Raw genomic sequence first — 26,077 nt, 5'->3', positions numbered from 1 at the left:
CGAGGCAGGAAGTGCAAGATCGCGAGGGCGGGGCGGGGCGCGGGGGGCGCGAGGGCGCGGGGGGCGCGGGGGCGCGGGGGGCGCGGAGGGCTACGCGTCGGTTGGCGCTGTCGCCGCGCGGGCTGCGGTGACCAGGCGGTCCGTTTCGGCGAGCAGGGCCTCGTCGTCGGGTGGGGTGCCCGGGTCGAGGCGGACGGTCCAGGTCAGACCGTCCACGCCGGCCGTGCGCCGGGCCGCGACCCGGACCGCGCCGCCGGGTGCCGGGTGGTGCTCGGTGTACGCGACCGACCGGGTCACCCGGGCCCGCACCTGATGCGGCAGGTCACCCGGGTCGAGCAGCAGGTACGTCTCGGCCGGGCCGTCGACGACCACCGTGTAGCCGTCGCGCTCGACGACCGGCTCGGCGGGCGTGACGGTCAACTGTCGGCCGGACCAGACCGCCTTGAGGATGTCGTGCCAGCCGAGGCGGTGCCCCCGACCGGGCAGCCACAACCCGAGGTTGCTGGCCACCACCACTCCGTCGCCCTCGCCGTTGCCCGCCGCCGCCCACGCGAGCACCCGCTCGTCGCGGGCCAGGGGCGGCCGGTCGGCCGGAGGCAGCTTGGGTTTGCGGCTGAACAGTCCCATCTACAGCCCTCCCGCGGCCTGCTCGCGCAGCGCCCGGGCGTGCTGCTCGAGCGACAGCAGTTCGCCGAAAGCGGCGAAGTACTCGTCCTTGTTGTTGACCGGGTTGATCCGCTGGATCCGTGACTTGAGGTCCCGGATCCGGGCCGTGACCGACCCGAACTGCACCCGGGCCATGGTGATCGACACGTAGCGGGGGTCGGGCTCGCCGTCGATCCGCAGCGGCTCCACCGCCAACGCGCCGACCAGCGCCGCCGACGCCAGGTCGTCGCAGGCGTCGCGGACCGACTCGATCCAGACCGCGCCGCCGGTCGCCGACACGACCCCACCGGCCGCCGCGATGGCCGTCCGCACGCCGACGTGCACCGGGTGCCGGTATTCGGTCGCCTCGACCGCGTCGAACATCGGCCCGGCCAGCACGGGCTGCTGGAGGGCGAGCTTCAACGCCTCCCGCTCGACCATCGACTGCGGGCTGTCCATCGCCGGCTCGGGGCGGCCCTGTGCGGGGCGGGCCGGAGGCGCCGAGTCCCGGGCACCGGGCTGCGGGGCGTTGGCGGCGGCCAGCACCGCCCGCTGCACCGGCTCGATCTCCATGCCGAGGTCCATGGCGAGCTTGCGGACGTACTCCGGGCGTTTCTCCCGGTCCTTGAGTTGCGCGACCAGCGGCGCGGCGTGGCGCATCGCCTCGACCCGGCCATCGACGGTGTCCAGGTCGAAGCGGCTGATCACGTGGCGCAGCGCGAAGTCGACGAGCGGCTCGCGGCGGGCGACCAGGTCACGTACGGCCAGGTCGCCCTTGGCCAGCCGCAGATCGCACGGGTCCATGTTGTCGGGGCTGACCGCGATGAACGTGCGCCCGACGAAGCGCTGGTCATCTTCGAAGGCGCGCAGCGCGGCCTTCTGGCCGGCGGCATCACCGTCGAAGGTGAAGATGATCTCGCCGGCCACCTCGTCGCTGTCGAACAGGAGCCGACGCAGAACAGAAATGTGGTCCGCGGCGAAAGCGGTGCCGCAGGTCGCGACGGCCGTGGTCACCCCGGCGAGGTGGCAGGCCATCACGTCGGTGTAGCCCTCGACGATCACCGCCCGGCCCTGCTTGGCGATCTCCCGCTTGGCCTGGTCGATGCCGTAGAGCACGTGCGACTTCTTGTAGATCGGCGTCTCGGGGGTGTTGAGGTATTTCGGGCCGTCGTCGTCGTCGAAGAGCTTGCGCGCCCCGAAGCCGATCACGTCGCCGGCGAGGTCACGGATCGGCCAGAGCAGCCGGCGGCGGAACCGGTCGATAAGCGTGCCGGAGCGCGACTCGCGGGACAGCCCGGCGGTGACCAACTCCTGGTGCGTGAAGCCCTGCTGACGCAGGTGCTTGGTGAGCAGGTCCCAGCCCTCGGGCGCGAAGCCGCAGCCGTAGCGCTCGGCGGCGGCCCGGTCGAAGCCCCGTTGGGCCAGGAACTCCCGCGCCGGCCGGGCACCGGCGGTGCTGAGCTGCGCCCGGTAGAACTCGACCGCGGCGGCGTGCGCGGCGACCAGACGCTGACGCTGACCCTGCTGGGGGCGGGGGCGCGGCGTGTTCCCGTCGTCCTGGACGTAGCGCAGTTGGATGCCGGCGCGGCCGGCCAGCCGCTCGACGGACTCGACGAAGCTGAGGTGCTCGGCGTCCATCAGGAACTTGATCGCGTCGCCGCCCGCGCCGCAGCCGAAGCAGTACCAGACGTTGCGGGCCGGCGACACGTTGAACGACGGGCTCTTCTCGTCGTGGAACGGGCACAGGCCCTTGAGGTTGCCGCCGCCAGCGGACTTCAGGGTGACGGTCTCGGAGATCACATCCCCGATCGAGGTGCGTTCCCGGACCAGTGCGATGTCCTCGTCCCGGATCCGCCCAGCCATTCGCCACCCCCTCCGCGTACATCCTGCCCTGCGGGACCGACGACGCGCCGGGCGGGGGACGCCGGTGTGGCGGCGGCCGCCATCGGGTCACCGGTTCCGACCCCGCCGCCGGGCCCGCGCGGGGACCATGACCAGATGCGCAGGGTACGGACCGACCTCGTCTTCCGGCCCGGACGGGTGGCCGGCCGGCTGGGCCTGCGCGACATCGGACCCCGGTCGGACGAGGCGGGCCACCGGCACGCCACCTGGCTGGAACTCTTCCTCGACGTCATCTTCGTGTACGCGCTCGCGGCGGTGACGGCCCGGCTGGGTAACGACCCGACCCCGGTGCCGAGCGCGGTGGCCGCCGTCGGCGGACTCTTCGTGGTCATCCAGTGGGCGTGGGTGGGGCAGGTCTACTACGACACCCGCTTCGACCCGGACGACGCGCCGCACCGGGTGCTGGTGCTTGTCGCCCTGGTCGGTGCCGGCACCATGACCCTCGGCGTGGACGAGGTGCCGGAGAGCGTGCTCCTGCCCGTCGGGTACCTGATCGTCCGGGGTGTGCTGCTCGTGCTCTACCTTCGGGCGCGGCCGACCAGCCCGCAGGCCCGCACGGTGACCACCGTCTATCTGACTGGCTTCGGGGCGGGCTGGCTGATCTGGTCGGCCTCGCTGGTGGTGCCCGCCCGCCACCGGCCCGCGCTGTGGATCGTCGCCATGATCATCGAACTCGCCGCGCCGTGGATCGGCAGGCGTCGGCTCGACAAGTGGCCGGTGGACAACCGGCACCTTCCGGAGCGGATCGGGCAGTTCACCATCATCGTGCTGGGCAGCGCCCTGGCCAGCCTGCTCTTCGCGGTGCCGGACCACCCCCTGCCGCACATGATCCTCACCGCCGGAATCGCCTTCCTGGTGCCGGCCGCGATCTGGTGGATCTACACCACGTTCGTCACCACCCACCTGGTGGCGAGTCGACTGCGGGGCGGGCAGGCGTACAGCTACCTGCACGTCCCGCTCGACGGGGCGCTGCTGGTGCTCGGCTGGGCGCTCGGGCAGGTGGTCCGGCTCGTCGACGACGACGCGGGTCGGGTGCCGCCCGAGTTACGGCTGCTGCTGGCTGGTTCGGTGGTCGTCTGGATGCTCTGCGGGCTGGCCCTGTACTGGCTGTGGAGCCCTCCGAACGCCCTCCGGCTGGCGATCACCGGCTACGGGGTGGCCTCGGTCAGCCTGATCGCCGTGACGGTACGCGAGCCGCGCCTGCTGCTGTTCCTGCTCGCGGCGGCGATCGTCGGGTACGCCGTCCTGCTCACCCGCCGCCTGAACAGGGCTGGCCGGGAGTCGCAGGACGTGGCCGAGGGCTGACGTGCCCTCAGGCGACGGCCGGCTCCTCGGCCTCCACCTGCCGGTTCCAGTCGGCCTTCGTGGAGCGCCAGCCCTCGTCGTCCATGCCGCGCCGCCAGTAGCCGGAGATGGACAACTGGTCGGCGGTCACCCCGCGCTCGACCCGCAGCAGTCGACGCAACTCCCGGACGAAGGTGGCCTCGCCGTGCACGAAGGCGTGCACCTGACCCGGGGGGAACTCCAGCTCCCGCACCGCCGCCACCAGCGCCTCGCCCACCGGGCGGTCGCCCCGGTGCAGCCAGCTCAGCTCGACCGTGCCGGGGCTGAGCAGTTCCTGCTCGTCGGCCGCGTCGGCGATCTCCACGAAGACCTTCGCCGGGGCGCCCAGCGGCAGTCGCTCCAGCGCCGCGCCGATGGCCGGCAGCGCGCTCTCGTCGCCGACCAGGAGGTGCCAGTCCGCGTTCGGGCTCGGCGCGTACGCCCCGCCGGGGCCGAGGAAGTGCACCGGGTCGCCCGGTCGCAGCGCGGCGACCCACGGGCCCGCCAGCCCCACGTCGCCGTGGTGCACCACGTCGATGGTCATCTCCCCTGCGAGGGCGTCCCAGCGCCGCACGGTGTACGCGCGCTGCCGGGGCCACTGCTGCTGGGGCAGGTCCCGGCGGATCGCAGCGAGGTCCAGCGGCTGCGGGTACGTCACGCCGGGCTGCGGGATGACCAGCTTGACGTAGTGGTCGGTGAACTCGCCGACCGGAAGGCCGGCCAGCTCCTCCCCGCCGAGAACGAGCCGGATCAGGTGCGGGGTGGGCCGCTCGGTGCGCAGGACCCGGGCCGAGGTGACGTTCCTGGGGCGTTCCGTCATGTCGCTTAGGCTAACCTAAGTCGCCGTGGTGTCCACCGGAGGTATGCGATCGCCGACCAGGCGGGTGTGCCAGGTCACCGCCGCCGGGTCGGTGAGCGAGGCGACCTGGTCGATCACCACGCGCAGCCGGGCGGCGTCGTCGGGGGCGGCCCGCCACAGCGGGGCGAAGACCGGGTCGAGCCCGTCCGGCGCCCGCCGGACCAGCGCGGCCACCAACTCTGCCAGCATCGTCCGCTGCCGCTCGTAGCGACCCCGGAAGCCGCTACGACGCATCACGTAGCGCAGCGCGATGCCCTTGAGCAGTGCACACTGGGCGCGAACACGCCTCGGCACCACCAGATCGGCGGCGTAGCGGCGATGCGGGCCGGGGCCGAACCGCTCCTCGGTGGCGGTCACCGCCGCGGACACGAACCGGCCGGTCAGACCGCTGGTGGTGGTCTTCAGCGCGACCTGTGCACGATGACTGCCGTCGTACCCGGCGAGCGGGGCGAGCAGCGGGTCAGCCAGCAGGTCGACCAGCACCCCGGCCAGGTCGTCCGCCGACTCCCCGGAATAGGCGGCGGCCACGTCGGCGCAGAGCGCGGCCCGCTCGTCGGCATCGGCGAGCAGCGGGCGCAACGTGACGTAGCCGCCGTGGATGCCGTCCTCCACGTCGTGCACCGAGTACGCGACGTCGTCGGCCCAGTCCATCACCTGCGCCTCCAGGCAACGCCGGTCGCCCGGAGCACCGAGGCGGAGCCACTCGAAGACCACCGCGTCGTCGGCGTACACCCCGAACTTGCGCTGCCCGGGACGGCGCAGCCAGGGGTACTTGCCGATCGCGTCGAGCGACGCCCGGGTCAGGTTCAGCCCGGCGGACGAGCCGTCCGGGGCGAGCACCTTCGCCTCCAACCGGGTCAGCACCCGCAGCGTCTGCGCGTTGCCCTCGAAGCCACCGCAGGGCGTGGCGAGCAGGTCCAGCGCCGCCTCACCGTTGTGCCCGAACGGCGGATGCCCGAGGTCGTGGGCCAGCCCGGCGACATCCACCACGTCCGGGTCACAGCCCAGCCGGGCACCCATCTCCCGGGCGATCTGGGCCACCTCCAGCGAATGGGTCAGCCGGGTACGCAGGAAGTCGTCGGTGCCGGCGGTGTGCACCTGGGTCTTGGTGGCCAGACGCCGGAACGCCGCGGAGTGCAGCACCCGGGCACGGTCACGCTCGTACGGCGACCGTCGGTGACCGGTGTCCTTGGGCGGCTCCTCGACCAGTCGAGCGTCCGCCGGAGCGGCCAACTCCCTACTCGCGCTCGCGGAGGACGCAGAACTCGTTGCCCTCCGGGTCGGCCAGCACCGTCCAATCGACATCGCCCTGGCCGATGTCGACGTGCCGGGCGCCCATGTCGACCAGGCGCTCGACCTCGGCCTCCCGGTCGGCGGGGCGCAGGTCGAGGTGCAGCCGGTTCTTGCGTTGCTTGCCGTCGGCGTCCGGCACGAAGACCAGGCCGGGGAGACGGTCGGCGGCCTGTCGGATCTCCACCTCGTCCGGTTTCTCGGCGACGACCTGATAGCCGAGGGCCTCCGCCCACCAGCGGGCCAGCCGGGCCGGATCGCGGGCATCGATGGTCAGGCTCTCCCAGACGCTGGTCATGCAGTCACCTTTCCCCGTCGGCGGCGCACGCAATCGGCTGCGCGTGAGCGAGCCAAGATTACGCCCGCCGATGCCGCTCGACGCGCCCACGACGCAGCGACGGCAGGTCCACAACGGCCGATTGGCTGACAGTTGTGACCCGATTGCCCTGGGTTACGCACTCGCGGCCGGAAGTCGCCACCGGTAGCGTTCCCAGCGCGGAACGTGACCAGCCAGAGCCCGACCGGTAAGGGGAGACGTTCGTGGACGCAGACACGGTGGTGGGGACGGAACTTCGCGGACTACGCCGGCGCCGGCCCGACATCGCCGGGACCGTGCTGGCCGGCACCGACGGGCTGCTCATCTCAAGCGACCTGCCCAGCACCGACGCCACCCACCTCGCCGCGCTCGCCGCGGCCAGCTTCGGGCTCGGGAACCGGGTCGCCGACACAGTCCGGCGGGGCGACTTCCGCGAGTCGGTGGTGTGCACCACCGCCGGTTGCGTGGTCACCTATCCGGCCGGGCGCGCCGCCCTGCTGACCCTGGTCACCGTGTCGTCGGCGGAGGATCTCCGGGGGCTGCACGAGGAGGCTCGGGCGGTGGCCCACCGGGCCGGCCGGGTGCTCGACAACTGTGGCGGCGGCGGGATCGGGGCCACGCCGATGCCCGACGCGCACGCGCCGCTGGCCGTACGTACCCCGATGGCCACCCTGCCCACGCAACTGCGCCGCTCGGCCCGACCCACCTGGCGTCGCCCGCCGATCTGAGTGTCGGGCCGGCGGCGGCCCGGTCCCCCGGGTCGGCCGCCGGCCCTCGCGTCAGCGGCTGTCCGAGCCGTCGGTCTCCACGACCGCCCGGCCGGCTTCCAGTCGCGCCACCGGCACCCGGAACGGCGAGCAGGACACGTAGTCCAGACCGACCTCGTGGAAGAAGTGCACCGAGTCGGGGTCGCCGCCGTGCTCACCGCAGACGCCGAGCTTCAGCCCGGGTCGGGCGGCCCGGCCCTCCTCGGCGGCGATCCGCACCAACCGGCCGACGCCGTCGCGGTCGATCGACTCGAACGGTGAGATGCCGAAGATGCCCAACTCCAGGTAGCGCCAGAAGAACGCGCCCTCGACGTCGTCGCGGGAGAAGCCCCAGGCCATCTGGGTCAGGTCGTTGGTGCCGAAGGAGAAGAACTCGGCCGCCTCGGCGATCTGGCCTGCGGTCAGCGCCGCCCGGGGCACCTCGATCATCGTGCCGATCAGCACCTCGACGCCGCTGTCGCCGACCACCTCGGCGATGATCTTCTCGGCCTCGGCGCGGACCGTCTCCAGCTCCTGCACGGCCCCGACCAGCGGCACCATGATCTCCGGCTTGGCGACCCTGCCCTCCCGGGCGGAGGTGACGGCCGCCTCGGCGATGGCCCGGACCTGCATCGCGAAGAGCCCGGGAATGACCAGGCCCAGGCGTACGCCCCGCAGCCCGAGCATCGGGTTCTCCTCGTGCATCCGCCGGACGGCGGCGAGCAGCGCCTCCTCCTTGGCGACGTCCTCGCCGCGCTCCTGCGCGACCGCGACGTTCACGGCGAGCTGCTCCAGCGGCGGCAGGAACTCGTGCAGCGGCGGGTCGATCAGCCGGACGGTGACCGGCAGGCCGTCCATCTCGCGGAAGATCTCCTCGAAGTCGGCCCGCTGCAACGGCAGCAGCGCCGCCAGCGCCGCCTCCCGCTCGCCCTCGGCCCGGGCCAGGATCAGCCGCTCGACCAGCTCCCGCCGGTCGCCGAGGAACATGTGCTCGGTGCGGCACAGCCCGATACCCTCGGCGCCGAAGCGCCGGGCCCGGGCGGCGTCCGCGCCGGTGTCGGCGTTCGTGCGGACCGCCAGCCGCCGCTTGCCGTCGGCGTGCGTCATGATCCGGTGTACGGCCCGGACCAGCGCGTTGTCGATGTGCTCGGGGTCGAGGCTGCCCTCGAAGTACTGCACCACCTCCGACGGCATGACCGGCACCTCGCCGAGGTACACCTTGCCGGTGGTGCCGTCGATGGAGACGACGTCGCCCTCGTTGACGGTCTGCCCGGCAACGGTGAACCGCTTCGCGGGCACGTTCACGTCGATCTCGTCGGCGCCGGAGACGCAGGTCTTGCCCATCCCCCGGGCCACCACGGCGGCGTGGCTGGTCTTGCCGCCGCGCGAGGTGAGAATGCCCTTGGCGGCGATCATGCCGTTCAGGTCGTCCGGGTTGGTCTCCCGACGGACCAGGATCACCGACACCCCCTCGGCGGCCAGCTCGACGGCCCGCGCGGAGGTGAAGACGACCTTGCCGGAGGCCGCGCCAGGTGAGGCGCCGATGCCCTTGGCGACCGGCTCGAACTCGTGGTCGAGCTGGAAGCGGGGGAACATGAGCTGCGCGAGCTGCGCGCCGTTGACCCGGTGCAGCGCCTCGTCCAGGTCGATCAGGCCCTCGTCGACGAGTTGGCCGGCGATGACGAACGCGGCGGCGGCGGTGCGCTTGCCGACCCGGGTCTGCAACATCCACAGCTTGCCGCGCTCGATGGTGAACTCGATATCGCAGAGGTCCTTGTAGTGCTCCTCCAGCCGCGCCATGATCGAGAGCAGCTCGTCGTAGGACGACTTGTCGAGCTGCTCCAACTCCTGCAACGGCACGGTGTTGCGGATGCCGGCCACGACGTCCTCGCCCTGGGCGTTGGCCAGGTAGTCGCCGTAGATGCCCTGCGCGCCGCTACCGGGGTCGCGGGTGAACGCGACGCCGGTGCCGGAGTCGGGGCCGAGATTGCCGAAGACCATGGTCACCACGTTGACCGCAGTGCCGAGGTCGGCCGGGATGCGCTCCTGGCGACGGTAGAGCACCGCGCGCTCGGCGTTCCACGACTCGAAGACCGCCCGGATGGCGAGGTCGAGCTGTTCGCGGGGCTGCTGCGGGAAGTCCCGGCCGGTGTGCTTCAAGAAGATCTTCTTGTACGCGTCGACCAACCCACGCAGGTCGTCGGCGTCCAGGTCCAGGTCGTTCTGCGTACCCTTGGCGTTCTTCGCCTCGTCCAGCGCGTGCTCGAACTCCTCGCCCGGCACCTCGCAGACGGTCTTGCCGAACATCTGGATCAGTCGCCGGTAGGAGTCCCACGCGAACCTGTCGTTGCCCCCCGCCTGGGCGGAGAGACCGACGACGCTCTGGTCGTTGAGGCCGACGTTCAGGACGGTCTCCATCATGCCCGGCATGGAGAACTTGGCGCCGGAGCGGACGGACACCAGCAGCGGGTCCTGCGGGTCGCCGAGGCGCTTGCCCATCGCGCGCTCCAACGACTCCAGGTGCCGCTCGATCTGCCCGGCGAGGCCGTCCGGCTCCTGGCCGGTCGCCAGGTACGCCTGACATGCCTCGGTCGTGATGGTGAAGCCGGGAGGCACCGGCAGCCCGAGGTTCGTCATCTCGGCGAGGTTGGCGCCCTTGCCGCCGAGCAGGTCCTTGAGGTCCTTGTTTCCCTCGGAGAAGTCGTAGACGTACTTGTGATCGACGTTCTCTTGCGCTGCCACCAGAGCCTCCCACGCGCGCCGGAATGGACACTTAACGAAGGTTCAGTTTTCTGATACCCCGGGACGGACCGCCGGTAATCCCGGCGTCGACGTCGATCGGTGGGCGAAGGTTAAGCGAACATCGGGTGGCCTGGGACCGTTCGGTGACAATAGGCACAGCCATCACGACTAACCGCGTTCGTACGGGTTATTGGGAACGCTTCCACGCGCACGATCACGCATCGCACCGGTCCTCGTATTCTTGACGGCACTGGTTCTGTCGAAGTTCACTTTTGCCATATCCGACGCGAATAACCCCCCGGAGGCGTCGTCGTGCCGTCCCCCTCATCCGCCGCCACCGGCCCCGAGCCGAGCCCCACGGTCCCCGCCGCCGCCGACCCCGCCGTGCTGCCCACGCACGAGCCGGCCGCCGCCGACCTGGCCATGCTCGCCACACGCGCGGCCAGCAACCTGCTCACCCCGCCGCCGGTACGCCTCGACGCTGTCGTACCGGCACCCGAGCGGGTTGAAGCCGACCCGACGACGACCTTCCTGCTCACCGGGGACACGGCCATCCGGGTCACCGCCCACCCGGGCGCCCGCGCGGTCGCCGAACACCTCGCCGAACTGCTCCGGCCCGTGACCGGGTTCCCCCTGCCGATCGCCGACAGTGTCGAGGTCGCGCCCGCCGGCGACCTGACGCTCACCCTGGCCCACACGCCCGCCACCCCGGCTCCGGCTCCGGCTCCGGCCACCACTCTCGGGGCGGAGGGCTACCGGCTCGACGTGACCACCACCGAGGTCCGCATCACCGCCGAGACCGCCGCCGGCCTGTTCCACGGCGTGCAGAGCCTGCGCCAACTCCTCCCCGCCGCCGTGGAGAGCCCCACGCCGGTCGACGCACGCTGGGCGCTGCCCGGCGGCAGCATCGTGGACCGCCCACGCTTCGCCTACCGGGGCGCGATGCTCGACGTGGCACGGCACTTCTTCGCCGTCGAGGACGTGCTGCGGGTGATCGACCACCTGGCCCGCTACAAGCTCAACCACCTGCACCTGCACCTCACCGACGACCAGGGCTGGCGCATCGCCGTCGGCTCCTGGCCGAAGTTGACCACGCTGGGCGGGACGACCGAGGTGGGCGGCGGCCCCGGCGGGCACTACACGAAGACCGACTACCAAAAGATCGTCGAGTACGCCGCCACCCGGCACATCACCGTCGTGCCGGAGATCGACCTGCCCGGCCACACCAACTCGGCGCTCGTCGCGTACCCCGAACTGGCACCGGACAAGGTCGCGCCACCGCCGTACACCGGCACCGAGGTCGGCTTCAGCTACGTCGACCCCGCCGACGAGCGGACGTACGACTTCGTCGCCGACGTGCTCGGAGAGCTCGCCGCCCTCACTCCCGGGCCGTGGCTGCACATCGGCGGTGACGAGGCGTTCAAGGTCAAGGGCGAGGTTTACACCGGTTTCGTGGAGCGGGTCCAACGCATCGTCGCCGGCCTCGGCAAGACCGTCGTCGGCTGGCACCAGCTCGCACCGGCCGCCCACGTCGACGGGCGGGTCCTCCAGTGGTGGGGCACGAACGGCGAAGACCCCACCACCGGCGACGCGGTCCGTCGCGGCGCCCGGCTGATCCTCTCCCCCGGAAACCACGCCTACCTGGACATGAAGTACGCGCCGGACACCCCGATCGGGCACGACTGGGCCGGCCTGATCGACGTACGCACCGCCTACGACTGGGATCCGGGCACACACCTCGCCGGCGTACCCGCGGAGGCCGTGCTCGGCGTGGAGGCGCCGCTCTGGACCGAATCGGTCACCTCGCTGGCCGAGATCGAGTACCTGCTGCTCCCCCGGCTCCCGGCCATCGCCGAGCTGGGCTGGTCACCCCGGGCGGCGCACGACTGGGCCGGGTTCCGTGAGCGCCTGGCCGGGCACGGGCCACGCTGGGCCACCGCCGGCATCACCTTCCACCGCACGCCCGAGATCCCCTGGCCGGCAGTCCCAGCCATCCCCCGTCAACACGAAGCGACCCAATCTGACCCGACAAGCCCCCGATGAGGTGAATATCCGGTTTCGGCGCGTTCGCAACGTGGTCGGCGGCACGCTGGCGGCGGAATGATGGGTCGGGCCGGGTGGTTGTACAGGGGGTAACCACGACAGTCGCGGCCCCCGGCCCGACCGCGTTGGCCGCCCGGGAACATCCACCCGACCGGCCCGGTTACATCCCCCCGGACCACCCGAGCAGCCTCCCTAGGCCGCTTGGTGAGATCCCCCGGAGCCCGGTGGAATGAGTCGCCGGCCCGGACGGTTACATCCCCTGGACCACCCGAGCAGGCCCCCCGGGCCGCCGGTGAGATCCCCCCGAACTCCCCCCCTTGCACCGCAGCGCGCCAGCCCCCGCTGGTGTCGCGGACCCCCGAATCGCAGAGGAGCACGCCATCATGCGTACCGATCTGATTCGTAAGACCGCCCTGACCGCTGCCGGCCTCGCCTTCACCGGCGGCGCCATCGCCGGCCCCGTCACCACCGCCTACGCCGCCTCCGACGCCAAGCCCACCACCCAGACCCAGAACAAGAGCGAGCGTCAACTCGACGTCCGCTACGAAGCCCAGCCGAACTTCTACTACTGCGGCCCCGCCGCCGCCCGCAACGCCCTGTCCGTACAGGGCAAGGACATCAGCGTCGACGCCATGGCCAAGGAAATGGGCACCACCGAGAACGGCACCAACAGCATCAACGACATCACCCCCGTCCTGAACAAGGAAACCGGCAAGAACGACGCCTACCACTCCGTGGAGATCAGCACCCCCACGGCAGACGACAAGCAGACCGACAAGCTGCGCACCGATGTCGTCAAGACCGTCGACGACGGCCGCGCCGTCGTCGCCAACATCGCCGGCACCACCACCGACACCAACGGCAACACCCACTCCTTCGAAGGCGGCCACTACATCAGCGTCGTCGGCTACCACAACAACGGCAACACCGTCACGATCGCCGACTCCGCCAACCCCAACACCGCCTCCTACGACGTCACCATCGACCACCTCGCCGACTGGATCGCCACCCGCGGCTACGCCACCAGCTGACCCACCCACCACACACCACCGAAGGGCCGGACCCCACCACGGGCCCGGCCCTTCACCGTATGCAGGTCAGCCGGCCGCGAGAACGAGCCGAGCCCCATGACCCACCGACCCCAAGGGCCGGACCCACCACGGGCCCGGCCCTTCACCGTCACACATGTGAGCCGGCGGCGGAGGACGGGCCGGGTGGTCCGCTGGCCCTTTGGAGCTGATGTCGTAAACGATTCACGCAACTCGCCGAGGCGATGACCCGCCAACGACAACCAAGGCGGCGATCGCCAACGACGACCCAAGCGGTGACACGCCAACCACAAGCCGTGACCCGTCTACGACACGGTCGAGGGGCCATCGGTCAAGGCCTTCATCAGACAAGCGCCCGCCGAGGCGGTGATCCGTCTACGACATCAGCTCCAAAGGGAGCCAACCCAACCCCTACGCCCGCCAGGCGCCAGGCCCGAGACGCGAGGCGCAAGGCCCGAGACATCAGGCGCGAAGCCCAGGCGCCAGGCCCGAGACGCCAGACGCGAAGCCCAAGCGCAAGGCCCGAGACACCAGGCGCAAGACGCCAGGCGCAAGGCCCCAGACGCCAGGCGCGACGCCCAAGCGCAAGGCCCGAGACGCCAGGCCCGAGGCGCGACACGCGAGGCCCGAGGGCCCGCGCAGCCCCACCACCCCGACGCGGGACGCGGCACCCACCCCATCAGCGCCGAATCGGTGCGCCCCCATGGGCCAGCGCGGATCAGCCGCCGGAGTCGTCCATCTCGGCGCCCTCGGGGACGGTGTCGTCGTCCCGGCTGGCCAGCCAGCCGTCGGGCAGGAAGACCTTGCCCGGCGAGTTGGTACGCCCGCGCGGCTGACCAAGGGCGGCCACCGGGAACGGCTCGGCCGGGTCGAGCTTGCCGAGCAGGTCGTCGAGCTGGGCCAGGCTCTCGATCATCGCGAGCGAGCGGCGCAGCTCACCGCCGACAGGGAAGCCCTTGAGGTACCAGGCGACGTGCTTGCGGAAGTCGGTGCAGCCGTCCCGCTCACCCCGAGCCGGGTTGCGGGCACCCGCCACGAACTGGTCGACCAGCAGCTCGGCGTGCCGGCGCATGGTCACCGCCACCTCGCCAAGGGAGGGCAGCCGCCGCTCAGGCCGACCGTTGAAGGCGGCCTCCAGGTCGGCGAAGAGCCACGGCCGCCCCAGGCAGCCACGCCCGATGACCACGCCGTCGACCCCGGTGTGGGCGACCATCCGCAACGCGTCGTCGGCCTCCCAGATGTCACCGTTGCCGAGCACCGGCACGTCGAGGGCCTGCTTCAAGGTGGCGATCGCGTCCCAGTCGGCGGTGCCCGAGTAGCGCTGCGAGGCCGTCCGCCCGTGCAGGGCCACCGCGGCCACGCCGGCGTCCTGGGCGGCGAGCCCCGCTTCGACGTACGTCAGGTGGTCGTCGTCGATGCCCTTGCGCATCTTGACGGTGACCGGCACGCCGGCCGGTGACGCGGCGGCCACCGCGGCCTTCACCAGCCGGGCGAAGAGCCGGCGCCGCCACGGCAGCGCCGCGCCGCCGCCACGCCGGGTGACCTTGGGCACCGGGCAGCCGAAGTTGAGGTCGATGTGATCGGCCAGGTTGCGTTCGACGACGATCCGCACGGCGGCGGCGGTGATCTCCGGATCGGTGCCGTAGAGCTGGAGGCTGCGGGGCTGCTCATCCGCGCCGAACGCGATCATGCGCAGCGTCTTCGGGTTCCGCTCGACCAGCGCCCGGGTCGTGATCATCTCGCAGACGTAGATGCCGCCGCCCTGCTCCCGGCAGAGCCGCCGGAACCCGACGTTCGTGATGCCGGCCATCGGCGCGAGCACCACCGGGGGCCACACCTGGTACTGCCCGAGCGTCAACGGGCGCAGCGCAGGCACGGTCGAGGCGGTCACCGGACAAGTGTACGGGGCCCCGACCGGCGCTTTTCGCGTCGGCCGAGGCCCCGTGCCACCGTCTCAGCAGCCAGGGAGGCGCTCGATCAGGTAACGCTCGACCTGGTCCAGGGAGACCCGCTCCTGGACCATGGTGTCCCGGTTGCGGACCGTCACGGCGTTGTCGTCCAGGGTGTCGAAGTCGACCGTCACGCAGAACGGGGTGCCGATCTCGTCCTGCCGGCGGTAACGGCGGCCGATCGCCTGCGAGTCGTCGAACTCCACCACCCAGCGCTTGCGCAGCAGCGCGGCGAGGTCCTTGGCCTTGGGCGACAGCGCCTCGTTGCGGGACAGCGGCAGCACCGCCACCTTGACCGGGGCCAGCCGCGGGTCGAACCGCATCACCGTGCGCTTGTCCACGCCGCCCTTGGTGTTCGGCGCCTCGTCCTCGTCGTACGCCTCCAGCAGGAAGGCGAGCACCGCGCGGGTCAGACCGGCGGCCGGCTCGATGACGTACGGCATCCAGCGCTCACTCTTGGTCTGGTCGAAGTACGACAGGTCGACGCCAGAGTGCTTGCTGTGCGTGGAGAGGTCGAAGTCGGTGCGGTTGGCGACGCCCTCCAGCTCGGCGAACTCGGTGCCGCCGAACTGGAAGCGGTACTCGATGTCGACCGTCCGCTTCGAGTAGTGCGAGAGCTTCTCGGCAGGGTGCTCGTAGAGGCGCAGGTTGTCAGCCGACAGGCCGAGGTCGAGGTACCAGTTCCAGCGCTCCTGGAGCCAGTACTCGTGCCACTGCTCGTCGGTGCCCGGCTCGACGAAGAACTCCATCTCCATCTGCTCGAACTCGCGGGTCCGGAAGATGAAGTTGCCCGGGGTGATCTCGTTGCGGAACGACTTGCCGGTCTGCGCGATGCCGAACGGCGGCTTCTTGCGGGCGACCGTCTCGACGTTCTTGTAGTTGACGAAGATGCCCTGCGCGGTCTCCGGGCGCAGGTAGTGCATTCCTTCGTCGCTCTCCACCGGGCCCAGGTACGTCTTCATCAGGCCGTTGAACATCTTCGGCTCGGTGAAGGTGCCCTTGTTGCCGCAGTTGGGGCAGTTGACCTCGGCGAGCGAGGTCGGCGCGTGGCCGTGCTTGGCCTCGTACGCCTCCTCGATGTGGTCCGCCCGGAACCGCTTGTGGCAGAACTGGCACTCGGTGAGCGGGTCGACGAACTCGGCGATGTGGCCGGACGCCTCCCACACCTTGCGGGCCAGGATCACCGCGGAGTCGAGGCCGACCACGTCGTCGCGCTGCTGGACCATGGTCTTCCACCACTGCCGGCGGACGTTCTCCTTGAGCTCCACGCCGAGCGGACCGTAGTCCCACGCCGATCGGGTGCCTCCGTAGATCTCGCTGGAGGGGAAGACGAAGCCTCGGCGCTTGGCGAGGCTGACGACGGCGTCGATACGGTCGGCTGGCATGTTTCCTCCTACGCCGGCTGGCGGTCGGCGGGGGCGAGATGTGGATGGATCGGGCGGTCCGGGACAACGGTACGACCACCGGCACCCCGAGCGACAGCAGAATACCGGGGGCGGCTCAGCTCACCCCGCAGACCTCCATGCCGCCGGTCTCACCGTCCTGGCCCAGGGTGACCTGCTGCTGTTCCCGGTCGCCGCCGTCGAGCGTGACGTCGACCGGCACGGTCAGGTTGGTGGTGTCGACCTCACCCACGCGGAAGGCGGAGACCTGCGGCTCGGCGGCAGCCCTGCGCTCGAACTCGGGGCGCGACTCGCGCCGCTGCGCGTCGTCGCAGAGCTGGTCGTACGCCCGCCCGTAGTTCCGCTCGACCAGCGCCTGGTAGTAGTCGCCGGTCACCGTGCGGCCCTGCTCCCGGATCGCCTGCACACCGCTGACGGCCAGGCCGACGATGGCCGTGCCTCCCCCTCCGCAGCAGAGCAGGATGGCAAGAGCGCCGACGCCGAGGCCGATCCAGAGCCGGGTCCGGCGGCCCTCGGTGGGCGGCGCGGCGAACGGCGGAGCCACACCGGGACCGGGCGGCGGGGCGGGTGCGGTCATACGAGCAGGGTAGTGCCCGACGGCTCAGCGGTAAGGACCAGCAGCCCGATCACTCTCGGCGACCACCACTGCCCCGCCGGGCGCCGCGCTGGCCAGCGCCTCGTACGCGGACGGTTCGTCGACCGACTCGGCGAGCAGCGGCACGGCGCTGACCTTGACCTCGAAGGCGCCCAGGGCCCGCCGGTAGGTGCCGACCGACTCCCACTCGGTGACCAGCGACCAGTACCGGGGGTCGTCGAGCGCCCGGACGAGTTGACCCCGCAGGTAGCCGGGGCGGGCGGCCAGCGCGGTGAGGGCGGCGTGCGCCCGTTCGGTGAAGCCGTCGGCGACATCGACGTCGACCACGAACCGGTTGGTCACCAGCAACGGGGGTGCCTCCTCGTAGAGTCTGTGGGATGCAGCGTACGCAGCGCCCTCTGCTGGCCCGGTTGGCCGGGGCCAACCCGACGTCGGTGTTCCTGCTCACCCTGGTGGTGGTGCTTGTCGCGTTCTTCACGCCAGGGGTGATCGGCGGGCTGTTGACGCTGGCGCTCGCCGCGGCCCTGATCGCCCTGCTGGTGACCACCTGGGCGGTTCAGGCGCCGCAGACCCGGCTGATCCGGCTGTTGATGTTGACCCTGCTGGTGACGGTGGGCCTGGCGAAGCTGCTCTGACATGCAGTTATGCGTTTTTGACAATCATTGTCGTTGCCACGGACAGTTGGGGGCATGACCAACCGCACCACGTCCCGTGTCCTGGCCGCCGCGACCGCCCTGCTCGTCCTGGGGGCCGGGGCCGGATGCGCCACCGACGGCCCGGCCGGCGCCGATCCACAACGGGTCGACGTGGTCGCCGCGTTCTACCCGCTCCAGTTCCTCGCCGAGCGGATCGGCGGCGACGCGGTCCGGGTGACCAACCTGGCCAAGCCCGGCGCCGAGCCCCACGACCTGGAGCTCAGCCCGAAGCAGGTCGGCCAGGTCAGCGACGCGGAGTTGATCGTCTACCTCAAGGGCTTCCAGCCGGCGGTCGACGAGGCGGTCGCGCAGGGCGGTGGCGACCGGGTGTTCGACGTGGCGAGCGTGCAGCCGCTGCTGGACGTGAGCGCCGGCGGCCACAGCCACGACGACGAGCAGGGCGACGAGGATCACAGCGGCGGCAAGGATCCGCACGTCTGGCTCGACCCGACCCGGCTGGCCAGCATCGGCGACCAGCTCGCCGAGCGGCTCGGCAAGGCCGACCCGGCCCACGCCGCCGACTACACCGCCCGCGCCGCGACGCTGCGAGCCGAGCTGACGACGCTGGACGGCGAGTTCACCGAGGGCCTGCGGACCTGCCAGCGGCGGGAGATCGTGACCAGCCACACCGCGTTCGGCTACCTGGCCGACCGGTACCAGCTGGAGCAGATCGGCATCACCGGGCTGAGCCCGGACGTCGAGCCCTCGCCGCAGCGGCTCGCGCACGTCATCGAGGAGGCGAAGGAGCACCAGGCCAGCACGATCTTCTTCGAGACGCTGGTCAGCCCGAAGGTGGCCGAGACCATCGCCGGTCAGGTCGGAGCGAAGACCGCGGTGCTCGACCCGATCGAAGGGCTCGCCGCCGGCAACGGCGCCGACTACCTTTCGGTGATGCGTACCAACCTGGAGACCCTGCGGACGGCGTTGAGCTGCTCGTGAGCGCACCTGTGATCACCGTCGAGCACGCAGCGGTCGGCTATGACGGCCGCCCGGTGCTGCGGGACGTCTCGCTCACCGTGACCGCCGGGGAGGTGGTCGCGGTGCTCGGCGCCAACGGCTCCGGCAAGTCCACGCTGATCCGCGCCGTGCTCGGGCTGGTGCCGCTCAGCGCCGGCTCGATCACCCTCTTCGACCAGCCGCTGCGCCGGTTCCGGCAGTGGCAGCGCATCGGGTACGTCCCCCAGCGCCTCGGCGCGGGCGGCGGCGTACCGGCGACCGTCCGCGAGGTCGTGGCCTCCGGCCGGCTGGCCCGCCGGGGGTTGCTCCGCCCCCCTGGCGCGGTCGACCGGGCCGCCGTCGACGACGCGCTGCGCGCGGTCGGGCTCGCCGACCGGGCCGCCGACCCGGTGGCCACCCTCTCCGGGGGCCAGCAGCAGCGCACGCTGATCGCCCGTGCGCTGGCCGGCCGACCGGAGCTGCTGGTTCTCGACGAGCCCACTGCCGGCGTGGACGCGGCGAGCCAGGAGGCGTTCGCCGGCGCGCTGCGCGAGTTCGTCGACGATGGCGGGACCGTGCTGCTGGTGGCCCACGAGCTGGGCCCGCTGCGTCCCGTGATCAGCCGGGCGGTGGTCGTCCACGAGGGCGGCATCTGCCACGACGGCGCGGTGCCGGACCCGGCCGGCCACCACGCTGAGCCCGACCACGACCACGTGCACCCGCACGGTCCCGACGAGCCCGCCGGGCTGTGGAGCAGCTGAGCATGGAACTCTTCCAGTACCCGTACATGCAGCGTGCCCTGATCGCCGCGCTGGTGATCGGCTTGGCCGCGCCGGCGCTCGGCATCTACCTGGTGCAGCGCCGGCTCACGCTGATCGGCGACGGCATCGGGCACGTGGCGTTGACCGGCGTCGGCGCGGGTCTGCTGCTCAACCGCTCGCCGGTGCTGGTGGCGGTGATCGTCGCCACCGTCGGCGCGATCGCCATCGAGCTGGTCCGCGCCCGCGGGCGTACCTCCGGTGACCTGGCCCTGGCCCTGCTCTTCTACGGCGGCATCGCCGGTGGTGTGCTGCTGGTCGGCCTCTCCGACGCCACCAGCGCCAACCTCAACTCCTACCTGTTCGGGTCGCTGACCACCATCTCCGCCGCCGACCTGACCACCATCGCGGTGCTCGGCGCGGCGATCCTCGTCACCATGATCGCGCTGCGGCCGGCGCTCTTCGCGGTCAGTCACGACGAGGAGTACGCCCGGGTCTCCGGCCTTCCGGTGCGTACCCTCAACCTGTTGATCGCGGTCACCACGGCAGTCACCGTGACCATCGCGATGCGGGCCGTCGGGGTGCTGCTGATCAGCGCGTTGATGGTGGTTCCGGTGGCGACCGCCCAGCAGGTCACCCGCGGCTTCCGTAGCACGATGACCGCCGCGATGGCGCTCGGGCTCTTCGCCGCTGGCACCGGCGTCTGGGTGGCGGCGACGGCGGACACCGCGCCGGGCGCCTCGGTGGTGTTGATGGCGATCGCCTCCTTCCTGGTGGTGGCCGTGGCCGGGGGCATCTGGCGGGCGCTGCGCCGCCGGGCCGCGCCGGCCTCCGTATCGCCACCCGAACCGCACGAGGTCGTGCTCCACTGACAGGATCGGCGGATGTCGGTGGAATTGGTTACCGTTACAGAATGACCAGCGCTACGGGTTACGAGGGCTTCGACGGGGCGAGCGAGTTGCTCCGCGCCCTGTCCGCACCCATCCGGCTGGCCATCGTCAGCGAGCTCGCCGGCGGCGAGCGGTGTGTGCACGAGCTGGTGGAGAAGCTCGGCGCCGCGCAACCGCTGGTCTCCCAGCACCTGCGGGTGCTGCGCGGCGCGGGCGTGGTGCGGGGGTCCCGCCGGGGCAGGGAAATCGCCTACAGCCTGGTCGACGAGCACGTGGCGCACATCGTGGCGGACGCGGTGAGCCATGCCGGGGAGGGGTCATGAGCGAGAGCGGCGCCGCAGTGCGCAACACCCGGCAGCGCTCGGCGGTGAGCGCCCTGCTGGGCGAGATGGAGGGCTTCCACAGCGCCCAGGATCTGCACGCCATGCTCCGGCAGCGCGGTGAGCGGGTCGGCCTGACCACCGTCTACCGGACGTTGCAGGGGCTGGCCGACGCGGGCGAGATCGACGTGATGCGCCCGCCGGGCGGCGAGCACCTCTACCGCCGGTGCAGCGAGGGTCACCACCACCACCTGGTCTGCCGGGCCTGTGGGCGCACGGTCGAGGTGGCCGGGCCGGCGGTGGAGAGCTGGGCCGACCGGGTCGCCGCACAGCACGGTTACGCCGACGTCAGCCACACCCTGGAAATCTTCGGCACCTGCCCGGCCTGCGTCCGCTGACAGCCGCGCCCCGCCCGCCGGTCCCGACCACCCCCGTAGATCGTGCTGCATCGACGGTCGGCGCCCGAGGGCTGATCCGACGGGTGCCGGGTCGGGCCGTTCGTGGCACGCTGTCCCGCGTGAAGATCTACGCCGATCGCTTTCCGGCCGCCGCCCGCCAGTTGCTCACCGACCTGCTCGTCGTCGCCTGGGTGTACGTCGCGATCCGCGGCGCGCTCTGGCTGCACGACCTCGTGCAGAAGCTCGCCGTACCCGGGCAGAAGCTGGAGGGTGCCGGCAGCGGGCTCGCCGACAACCTGGGCGAGGCCGGTGGCAAAGTCGGCCGGGTGCCGCTGGTCGGTGACGAGCTGACCGCGCCCTTCCAGCGCGCGGCCGACGCCGCCCGCTCGCTCGCCGACGCCGGCCGTGACCAGCAGCAACTGGTCGACCAACTCGCCCTCGCGCTCACCATCGCGGTGTTGATCTTTCCGCTCGGGCTGGTGCTGTTCGGTTGGCTGCCCCTGCGGCTGCGGTGGATGCGCCGGGCCGGATCGGCCGCGAAACTGGCCGCCGGACCGGCTGGCCGGGACCTGCTCGCCCTGCGCGCGTTGGCCACCCAGCCACTGGACCGGCTGACCCGGATCGCGCCGGACGTGGCCGAGGCGTGGCGGCGCGGCGACGACGACACCGTCGACGCGTTGGCCGCGCTGGAGCTGCGCCAACTGGGCCTGCGCGGCCGAGCCCGCTGAGCCCTGGCCTTGATCCACTCTAGATCGCCGACATGGGTGTGTCCGGGCGTCCGGATGCCCCCACATCGGCGACCTGGTGTGGATCTACCACCCGGTTGCCGCCACCGGCCGGCGTGGCTGCGGTGCGGTGGCCGGGCACTGCGGTCTACGGCTTCGGCGGGATGCGGCGGCGGACGTCCTCGGCGGTCGACGGGCCGGGCGACCAGCCGGCCACCCAGGGCAACTCGTCGGACGGGGTGATCACACCCTCCTCCAGACCCGCGTAGCGGCCGGCGAGGATCCGCTTCGCGGCGGCGGTGTCGACCGAGTCGGTGTTGTCCCACAGGGCGGCGAACAGCGCGTCCACCCGGACCCGCGCCTGCCGACAGAACAGGTCGGCCAGCTCGACGTTCTCCGGTCGGCTGTCCCGTTCGGCGGAGGCCCGGACGCAGACCGCGGACATGGCGAACAACTCCGCCCCGATGTCCACGATGCGGCCCAGGAACGCCTGCTTGCGCTCCATCTTTCCCTGCCAGCGGGACATCGCGTAGAACGTCGAACGGGCCAGCTTGCGCGACGAGCGCTCCACCTGGCGCAGGTGCGCGGCCAGTGGACCGAACTCGGCGTACGCCGACGGGCTCTGCCCCCGGCCGACGGCCAGGGTGGGCAGCCACTTCGCGTAGAAGGCGCCCGCGCGGGCACCAGCGCGGGCCTTGCGGCCGAGCCCCGCCTCCGGGTCGATGATGTCGCCGGCCACCGACAGGTGGGCGTCGACCGCCTCCCGGGCGATCAGCAGGTGCATGATCTCGGTAGAGCCCTCGAAGATCCGGTTGATTCGCAGGTCACGCATCATCTGCTCGACGGCGGCGGCACGCTCGCCACGGGCGGCCAGCGAGTCGGCCGTCTCGTAGCCACGCCCACCCCGGATCTGGATCAGCTCGTCGGCGATCTTCCAGGCCATCTCGCTGGCGTACAGCTTGACCAGCGCCGCCTCGATCCGAATGTCGTTGCGGTCGTCGTCGGCAAGCAGGCAGCAGAGGTCGAGCATGGTCTCCATGCCGTACGTGGTGGCCGCGATGAAGGAGAGCTTCTGGGCGACCGCCTCGTGCTCGCCCACCGGCCGACCCCACTGGACCCGGTCGGCGGCCCAGCCTCGGGCCACGTTCAACGCCCACTTGCCGGCGCCCACGCACATGGCCGGCAGCGAGAGTCGGCCCGTGTTCAGCGTGGTCAGGGCGATCTTGAGGCCCTTGCCCTCGCCGCCGATGACGTTCTCGGCGGGCACGACCACGTCGTGGAACCGGGTCAGGCTGTTCTCCAGGCCGCGCAGGCCGACGAACTCGTTGCGCCGCTCCACCGTGATGCCCGCGCTGTCGCCCTCCACCACGAAGGCGGTGATCCCGCCGCGTCGACCCTCGCGGGCCGGCACCCGGGCCATCACCACCAGCAGGGTGGCCACGATGCCGTTGGTGGCCCACAGCTTCACACCGTTGAGCCGGTAGCCGGTGCCGTCCTCGGTCGGTTCGGCGGTGGTGGCCAGTCGGGCCGGGTCGGAGCCGACATCCGGCTCGGTCAACAGGAACGCGGAGACCTCGCCGGCGGCGAGCCGGGGCAGGAAGCGCTGCTTCTGCTCCGCGGTGCCGAACATCTTCAGCGGCTGCGGCACCCCGATCGACTGGTGTGCCGAGAGCAGCGCGCCGATGGCCGGGCTGACCGAGCCGGCCAGCATCAGCGCGCGGCAGTAGTGCAGGTTGCTCAGGCCGAGGCCGCCGTACCTGCGGTCGATCTTCATGCCGAACGCGCCGAGGTCGGCCAGGCCGTGGAACACCGAGTCCGGAATGGACGCGTCCCGCTCGATGGCCGCTCCGTCCACCTCGGAGGCGAGGAAGGCGCGGAACCGACCGAGGAACTCGTCAGCGCGGGCCACGTCGTCCGGGTCGGAGCGCGGCCACGGGTCGATCAGGTCGAGTCGGAACCGCCCGAGGAACAACTCCTTGCCGAAGCTGGGCCGGTCCCACGTGGACTCCCGGGCCGCCTCGGCGACCTGCCGGGCCTCCCTCTCGGAGACCTGCCCGGCCTCCGCCGGCAACGGCGCGGCCACGCCACCGGCGGTGCCGTTGTCGGATACGGCGTCGGTGCCCGAACCGGCGCTGCCGGCGGGTGGGGCGGGGTTGGAGTCCGGGCCGTCCGATGCCGATCGGCCGTTCTGCGTCGTGGTCACGGCTGCCCCCTCGAACCTCGGTGCGGCTGCGTCGACGTGCGCGACTACCGTCACGCTACCCCCGCTTGTTACCAAGGGGTAGCGCTGCGTGCGGATCGCCTTTCGCCGGCCCGGTGCGCTCAACGGCCGCTGAGCGTCTCCGGGTCGTCATCCTCGTCGTCGATGTCGTCCTCACCCCAGTTGCGCCGGGCGAACGGCAGGACCGCCCAGAAGGTGAGGAACCAGAGCCCGGCCAACGCGCTGAGCAGGAAGGCGACCGGCCGGTCCAGCACGAAGTCGGTGATCAGCAGCACCGCGCTGACCATGGCGATCAGCATGAAGGCGAGCCCGCCGGTGGCCATCCGGTGGGCGAAGCGGACCAACTCCGGCTTGCGCCCCTGCCGGAACAGCGCCCGATGGAACGCGACCGGCGAAATGATCATCGCGGTGGCGGCAGCCGCGGAGAGCAGCGCGACAATGTAGACATCCCGCTGGAACTCGCTGGTCCGGGTGAACCCGTTGCTGAACGGCAGGGTCAGCAGGAAGGCGAAGAGGATCTGCACGCCGGTCTGGGCGACCCGCAACTCCTGCAGCAGGTCGGCGAAGTTGCGCTGCCAACGCTGCTTCTCGGTCTCCTTGGACACGCGCTACCTCCGGTGAGACGCTACTGCCGGCGGCACTGCCCGTCGGCAGCAACGCCAATGCCCCACACGACCGAGCGCGAAACAGGCTCACAACATGCGGGGGGTCAGGAGCCTCGGCGGATCCGGCCCGCGTACCGGGCCTCCAACTCCGCGTTGTGCGCGTCGCCGTCCGGAATGTTCGCCGACAGGTAGACCGGGGGCCGCTCCCCCGCCGCCAGCAACCGGGCCACCACCTCCACGGTGACCTGCTGGGCCAGCAGCGCCGCCGTGATCGAGGAGACCGCGCCGACCGCGCCGCCGCCGGGCAGCGGCAGTGTCGCGTCGCCGTACGGTGCGCCGTTGTCGAGCACCACGTCGGCCAGGTCACTCAGCTTGCGCCCGGACGGGTGGCGGGAGGTCATCCGGCCGGAGTGCTGCGCGGAGGTGATCGCCACCAGCCCGTGCCCCCGCTCCTTGACCAGCGTGGCGAACTCGACCATGGCGCCGTTGACCCCGGAGTTCGAGGCGAGCACGAAGACGTCGGTGGGCCGTACCGGGGCCAGTTCGTAGAGGCGGTGCGCCACGGCCGGGTCCCGCTCCAACAGCGGGCCGAGCCGGTCGGCCGGTTCGCCACCGATCAGCACCAGGTCGCGCAGCGCGATCCGGTTGGTCGGCACCAGGCCACCCGCCCGGCCGGCGATCTCCATGGCGAGGGCCTCGGAGTGCCCGGTCCCGAAGGCGTGCACCACCCCGTCGGCGTGTACGGCCTCGGCGATCAGGTAGGCTGCCCGCCCCACCGCCTCCCGCTGACTGGCGGCCACCCGGGCGATCGTCTCGGTCACCACCGCCAGGTAGTCGTCGGCACTCACACTCATGCGTCCTCCCTCGTCCGGTTGCGGGTCATCCACTGCACCGCGAAGTCGACCGCCACCCGCTGGCGTACCAACCTCGCGGTCCCGGCTCCCACCGCGCCGACGCGGACCACGCCGGTGGCCTCCAGGTCACGGCCCAGCGCGCCGAAGTCGCTCTCGTCGAGTCGGACGTCCTGCCACCACACCCACTCGCGGCCACCGTCGGCCGTCCGCACCGCCGCACCCAGCCGCTCGCGGGCCGGGGCGGGGCGGCGGTACTCGGCCAGGTGCAGCGACGTGTTGACGCTGTGGTCCACTCCGAGCAGCAGAACGTCGGCGTCCAGGTCGTAGAGCCGGGCCAGCGGGGATTCCGCGCCGAGCATGTCGGCCAGGCTGTGCCCGGTGACCACCTGCTCGGCTGCCGGGCCGAGCGCGGCGAACGACACCTGGGGATGCGCGCTGCGCAGCGCTCCCGGCCAGCAGCGGACCGTCTCGGCGAACGTGCCCATGTATCGGCTCGGGGTGGCCGCCGGGTCGAAGCCCGGCATCTCGGCGCGGATCAACTGCCACCAGTCCACCGGCACCGGCGGATTACGCCACTGCGCGGGGTCGCTGTTGTCGGGCGTGTGGGTCGGCACCACGATCGTGCCGTCCGGGCCGAGCGCGTCGCGCAGGGCGAGCACCACCGCGTGCGGCCCACCGCAGACGAAGCCCAACGGGCGCAGGCCCGCGTGCACCAGCACCGTCGACCCGGGGCGTACGCCCAGCAGGCGCAACTGCGCGGCGACCGAGCGGCGGGTGCCCGGCCCGTCGGTGTACGTCGTCACGACGCTCCCT

24 protein-coding genes and 1 pseudogene are annotated in these 26,077 nt (G+C 71.8%); 11 read left to right on the top strand and 14 right to left on the bottom strand.

Features of this window, described 5'->3' with window-relative positions:
* Window positions 1-90 precede the first annotated feature (90 nt).
* Both ABZ780_RS13040 and dnaG read right to left on the bottom strand, forming a co-directional pair.
* Complete coding sequence (locus ABZ780_RS13040; RefSeq protein WP_357485960.1) at window positions 91-627, bottom strand: hypothetical protein; 537 nt, start codon at window positions 625-627, stop codon at window positions 91-93.
* Window positions 628-2,530, bottom strand: a pseudogene (dnaG, locus tag ABZ780_RS13035) (DNA primase).
* A 113-nt stretch (window positions 2,531-2,643) separates the two neighbouring features.
* Between dnaG and ABZ780_RS13030 the strand changes: the two are divergent.
* Window positions 2,644-3,852 (top strand): low temperature requirement protein A, encoded by a 1,209-nt coding sequence (locus ABZ780_RS13030; protein WP_357485958.1) that lies wholly within the window; start codon window positions 2,644-2,646, stop codon window positions 3,850-3,852.
* A 7-nt stretch (window positions 3,853-3,859) separates the two neighbouring features.
* On the opposite strand, the gene ABZ780_RS13025 is transcribed toward ABZ780_RS13030, so the two are convergent.
* Genes ABZ780_RS13025 through ABZ780_RS13015 form a run of 3 tightly spaced genes read right to left on the bottom strand, consistent with a single transcriptional unit; the run spans window position 3,860 to window position 6,317 of the window.
* Entirely contained in the window at window positions 3,860-4,690 is an 831-nt protein-coding gene (locus tag ABZ780_RS13025; RefSeq protein WP_357485957.1) for a siderophore-interacting protein, read from the bottom strand.
* 15 nt (window positions 4,691-4,705) lie between these two features.
* Window positions 4,706-5,962: a deoxyguanosinetriphosphate triphosphohydrolase gene (locus ABZ780_RS13020; RefSeq protein WP_357485956.1), complete on the bottom strand. Its 1,257-nt coding sequence runs from the start codon at window positions 5,960-5,962 to the stop codon at window positions 4,706-4,708.
* Between the two features lie 4 nt (window positions 5,963-5,966).
* Window positions 5,967-6,317 carry a VOC family protein gene (locus tag ABZ780_RS13015; protein ID WP_357485954.1) on the bottom strand — a complete coding sequence of 117 codons (351 nt, stop codon included), beginning with the start codon at window positions 6,315-6,317 and terminating at the stop codon, window positions 5,967-5,969.
* Window positions 6,318-6,559: 242 nt separating this feature from the next.
* Here ABZ780_RS13015 and ABZ780_RS13010 point away from each other — a divergent pair, with 242 nt between their 5' ends.
* Window positions 6,560-7,063 carry a roadblock/LC7 domain-containing protein gene (locus tag ABZ780_RS13010; RefSeq protein ID WP_357011627.1) on the top strand — a complete coding sequence of 168 codons (504 nt, stop codon included), beginning with the start codon at window positions 6,560-6,562 and terminating at the stop codon, window positions 7,061-7,063.
* Window positions 7,064-7,114: 51 nt separating this feature from the next.
* Here ABZ780_RS13010 and ppdK read toward each other — a convergent pair whose 3' ends face one another.
* Complete coding sequence (ppdK, locus tag ABZ780_RS13005) at window positions 7,115-9,823, bottom strand: pyruvate, phosphate dikinase (RefSeq protein WP_357011625.1); 2,709 nt, start codon at window positions 9,821-9,823, stop codon at window positions 7,115-7,117.
* A 312-nt stretch (window positions 9,824-10,135) separates the two neighbouring features.
* Here ppdK and ABZ780_RS13000 point away from each other — a divergent pair, with 312 nt between their 5' ends.
* Window positions 10,136-11,866: a family 20 glycosylhydrolase gene (locus ABZ780_RS13000; RefSeq protein ID WP_357485952.1), complete on the top strand. Its 1,731-nt coding sequence runs from the start codon at window positions 10,136-10,138 to the stop codon at window positions 11,864-11,866.
* Between the two features lie 383 nt (window positions 11,867-12,249).
* Window positions 12,250-12,897 (top strand): C39 family peptidase, encoded by a 648-nt coding sequence (locus tag ABZ780_RS12995; protein WP_357485950.1) that lies wholly within the window; start codon window positions 12,250-12,252, stop codon window positions 12,895-12,897.
* 736 nt (window positions 12,898-13,633) lie between these two features.
* Here the strand turns inward: ABZ780_RS12995 and dusB are convergent.
* The 4 genes from dusB to ABZ780_RS12975 form a co-directional block, all read right to left on the bottom strand.
* A complete protein-coding gene (gene dusB / locus ABZ780_RS12990; RefSeq protein WP_357012712.1) occupies window positions 13,634-14,806 on the bottom strand; it encodes a tRNA dihydrouridine synthase DusB in 1,173 nt (390 codons plus the stop codon).
* A 63-nt stretch (window positions 14,807-14,869) separates the two neighbouring features.
* Window positions 14,870-16,249 (bottom strand): glycine--tRNA ligase, encoded by a 1,380-nt coding sequence (locus ABZ780_RS12985; RefSeq protein ID WP_357012711.1) that lies wholly within the window; start codon window positions 16,247-16,249, stop codon window positions 14,870-14,872.
* Window positions 16,250-16,364: 115 nt separating this feature from the next.
* Complete coding sequence (locus ABZ780_RS12980) at window positions 16,365-16,844, bottom strand: hypothetical protein (protein ID WP_357012709.1); 480 nt, start codon at window positions 16,842-16,844, stop codon at window positions 16,365-16,367.
* 24 nt (window positions 16,845-16,868) lie between these two features.
* Window positions 16,869-17,210, bottom strand: coding sequence for an antibiotic biosynthesis monooxygenase (locus ABZ780_RS12975; RefSeq protein WP_357012707.1), 342 nt, complete (start codon window positions 17,208-17,210; stop codon window positions 16,869-16,871).
* A 29-nt stretch (window positions 17,211-17,239) separates the two neighbouring features.
* Between ABZ780_RS12975 and ABZ780_RS12970 the strand changes: the two genes are divergently transcribed.
* The 7 genes from ABZ780_RS12970 (at window position 17,240) to ABZ780_RS12940 (ending at window position 21,587) form a co-directional block, all read left to right on the top strand.
* Window positions 17,240-17,497, top strand: a complete 258-nt coding sequence (locus ABZ780_RS12970; protein ID WP_357012705.1) for a hypothetical protein — start codon at window positions 17,240-17,242, stop codon at window positions 17,495-17,497.
* A gap of 54 nt (window positions 17,498-17,551) precedes the next feature.
* Complete coding sequence (locus ABZ780_RS12965) at window positions 17,552-18,496, top strand: metal ABC transporter substrate-binding protein (RefSeq protein WP_357012704.1); 945 nt, start codon at window positions 17,552-17,554, stop codon at window positions 18,494-18,496.
* Entirely contained in the window at window positions 18,493-19,254 is a 762-nt protein-coding gene (locus tag ABZ780_RS12960) for a metal ABC transporter ATP-binding protein (RefSeq protein WP_357485948.1), read from the top strand. Before ABZ780_RS12965 ends, ABZ780_RS12960 begins: the two co-directional genes overlap by 4 nt.
* A 2-nt stretch (window positions 19,255-19,256) precedes the next feature.
* On the top strand, window positions 19,257-20,123 hold the full coding sequence (locus ABZ780_RS12955) for a metal ABC transporter permease (protein WP_357012701.1): 867 nt from the start codon (window positions 19,257-19,259) through the stop codon (window positions 20,121-20,123).
* A 41-nt stretch (window positions 20,124-20,164) separates the two neighbouring features.
* Window positions 20,165-20,464, top strand: a complete 300-nt coding sequence (locus ABZ780_RS12950; protein ID WP_007463903.1) for a metalloregulator ArsR/SmtB family transcription factor — start codon at window positions 20,165-20,167, stop codon at window positions 20,462-20,464.
* Window positions 20,461-20,859 carry a Fur family transcriptional regulator gene (locus ABZ780_RS12945; protein WP_203150761.1) on the top strand — a complete coding sequence of 133 codons (399 nt, stop codon included), beginning with the start codon at window positions 20,461-20,463 and terminating at the stop codon, window positions 20,857-20,859. Before ABZ780_RS12950 ends, ABZ780_RS12945 begins: the two co-directional genes overlap by 4 nt.
* A gap of 119 nt (window positions 20,860-20,978) precedes the next feature.
* Entirely contained in the window at window positions 20,979-21,587 is a 609-nt protein-coding gene (locus ABZ780_RS12940; RefSeq protein ID WP_357012700.1) for a hypothetical protein, read from the top strand.
* Between the two features lie 145 nt (window positions 21,588-21,732).
* Here ABZ780_RS12940 and ABZ780_RS12935 read toward each other — a convergent pair whose 3' ends face one another.
* From ABZ780_RS12935 to ABZ780_RS12920, 4 genes are all read right to left on the bottom strand, one after another.
* The gene (locus tag ABZ780_RS12935) at window positions 21,733-23,667 is read right to left on the bottom strand and encodes an acyl-CoA dehydrogenase family protein (RefSeq protein WP_357012721.1); all 1,935 of its coding nucleotides are present in this window, start codon (window positions 23,665-23,667) and stop codon (window positions 21,733-21,735) included.
* A gap of 239 nt (window positions 23,668-23,906) precedes the next feature.
* Window positions 23,907-24,410 (bottom strand): DUF6328 family protein, encoded by a 504-nt coding sequence (locus ABZ780_RS12930; protein WP_357012699.1) that lies wholly within the window; start codon window positions 24,408-24,410, stop codon window positions 23,907-23,909.
* A 104-nt stretch (window positions 24,411-24,514) separates the two neighbouring features.
* Window positions 24,515-25,264 carry an SIS domain-containing protein gene (locus tag ABZ780_RS12925; RefSeq protein WP_357485946.1) on the bottom strand — a complete coding sequence of 250 codons (750 nt, stop codon included), beginning with the start codon at window positions 25,262-25,264 and terminating at the stop codon, window positions 24,515-24,517.
* Window positions 25,261-26,067: an AAC(3) family N-acetyltransferase gene (locus ABZ780_RS12920; RefSeq protein WP_357012696.1), complete on the bottom strand. Its 807-nt coding sequence runs from the start codon at window positions 26,065-26,067 to the stop codon at window positions 25,261-25,263. The genes ABZ780_RS12925 and ABZ780_RS12920 overlap by 4 nt, the downstream gene beginning before the upstream one ends.
* Window positions 26,068-26,077 lie beyond the last annotated feature (10 nt).

Origin of the sequence: Micromonospora sp. NPDC047467 (assembly GCF_040643095.1) — a bacterium.
Lineage (GTDB): Bacteria > Actinomycetota > Actinomycetes > Mycobacteriales > Micromonosporaceae > Micromonospora.
The sequence above is the reverse complement of the archived record's forward strand: the minus strand, read 5'-3'. Positions and strand labels throughout refer to the sequence as shown.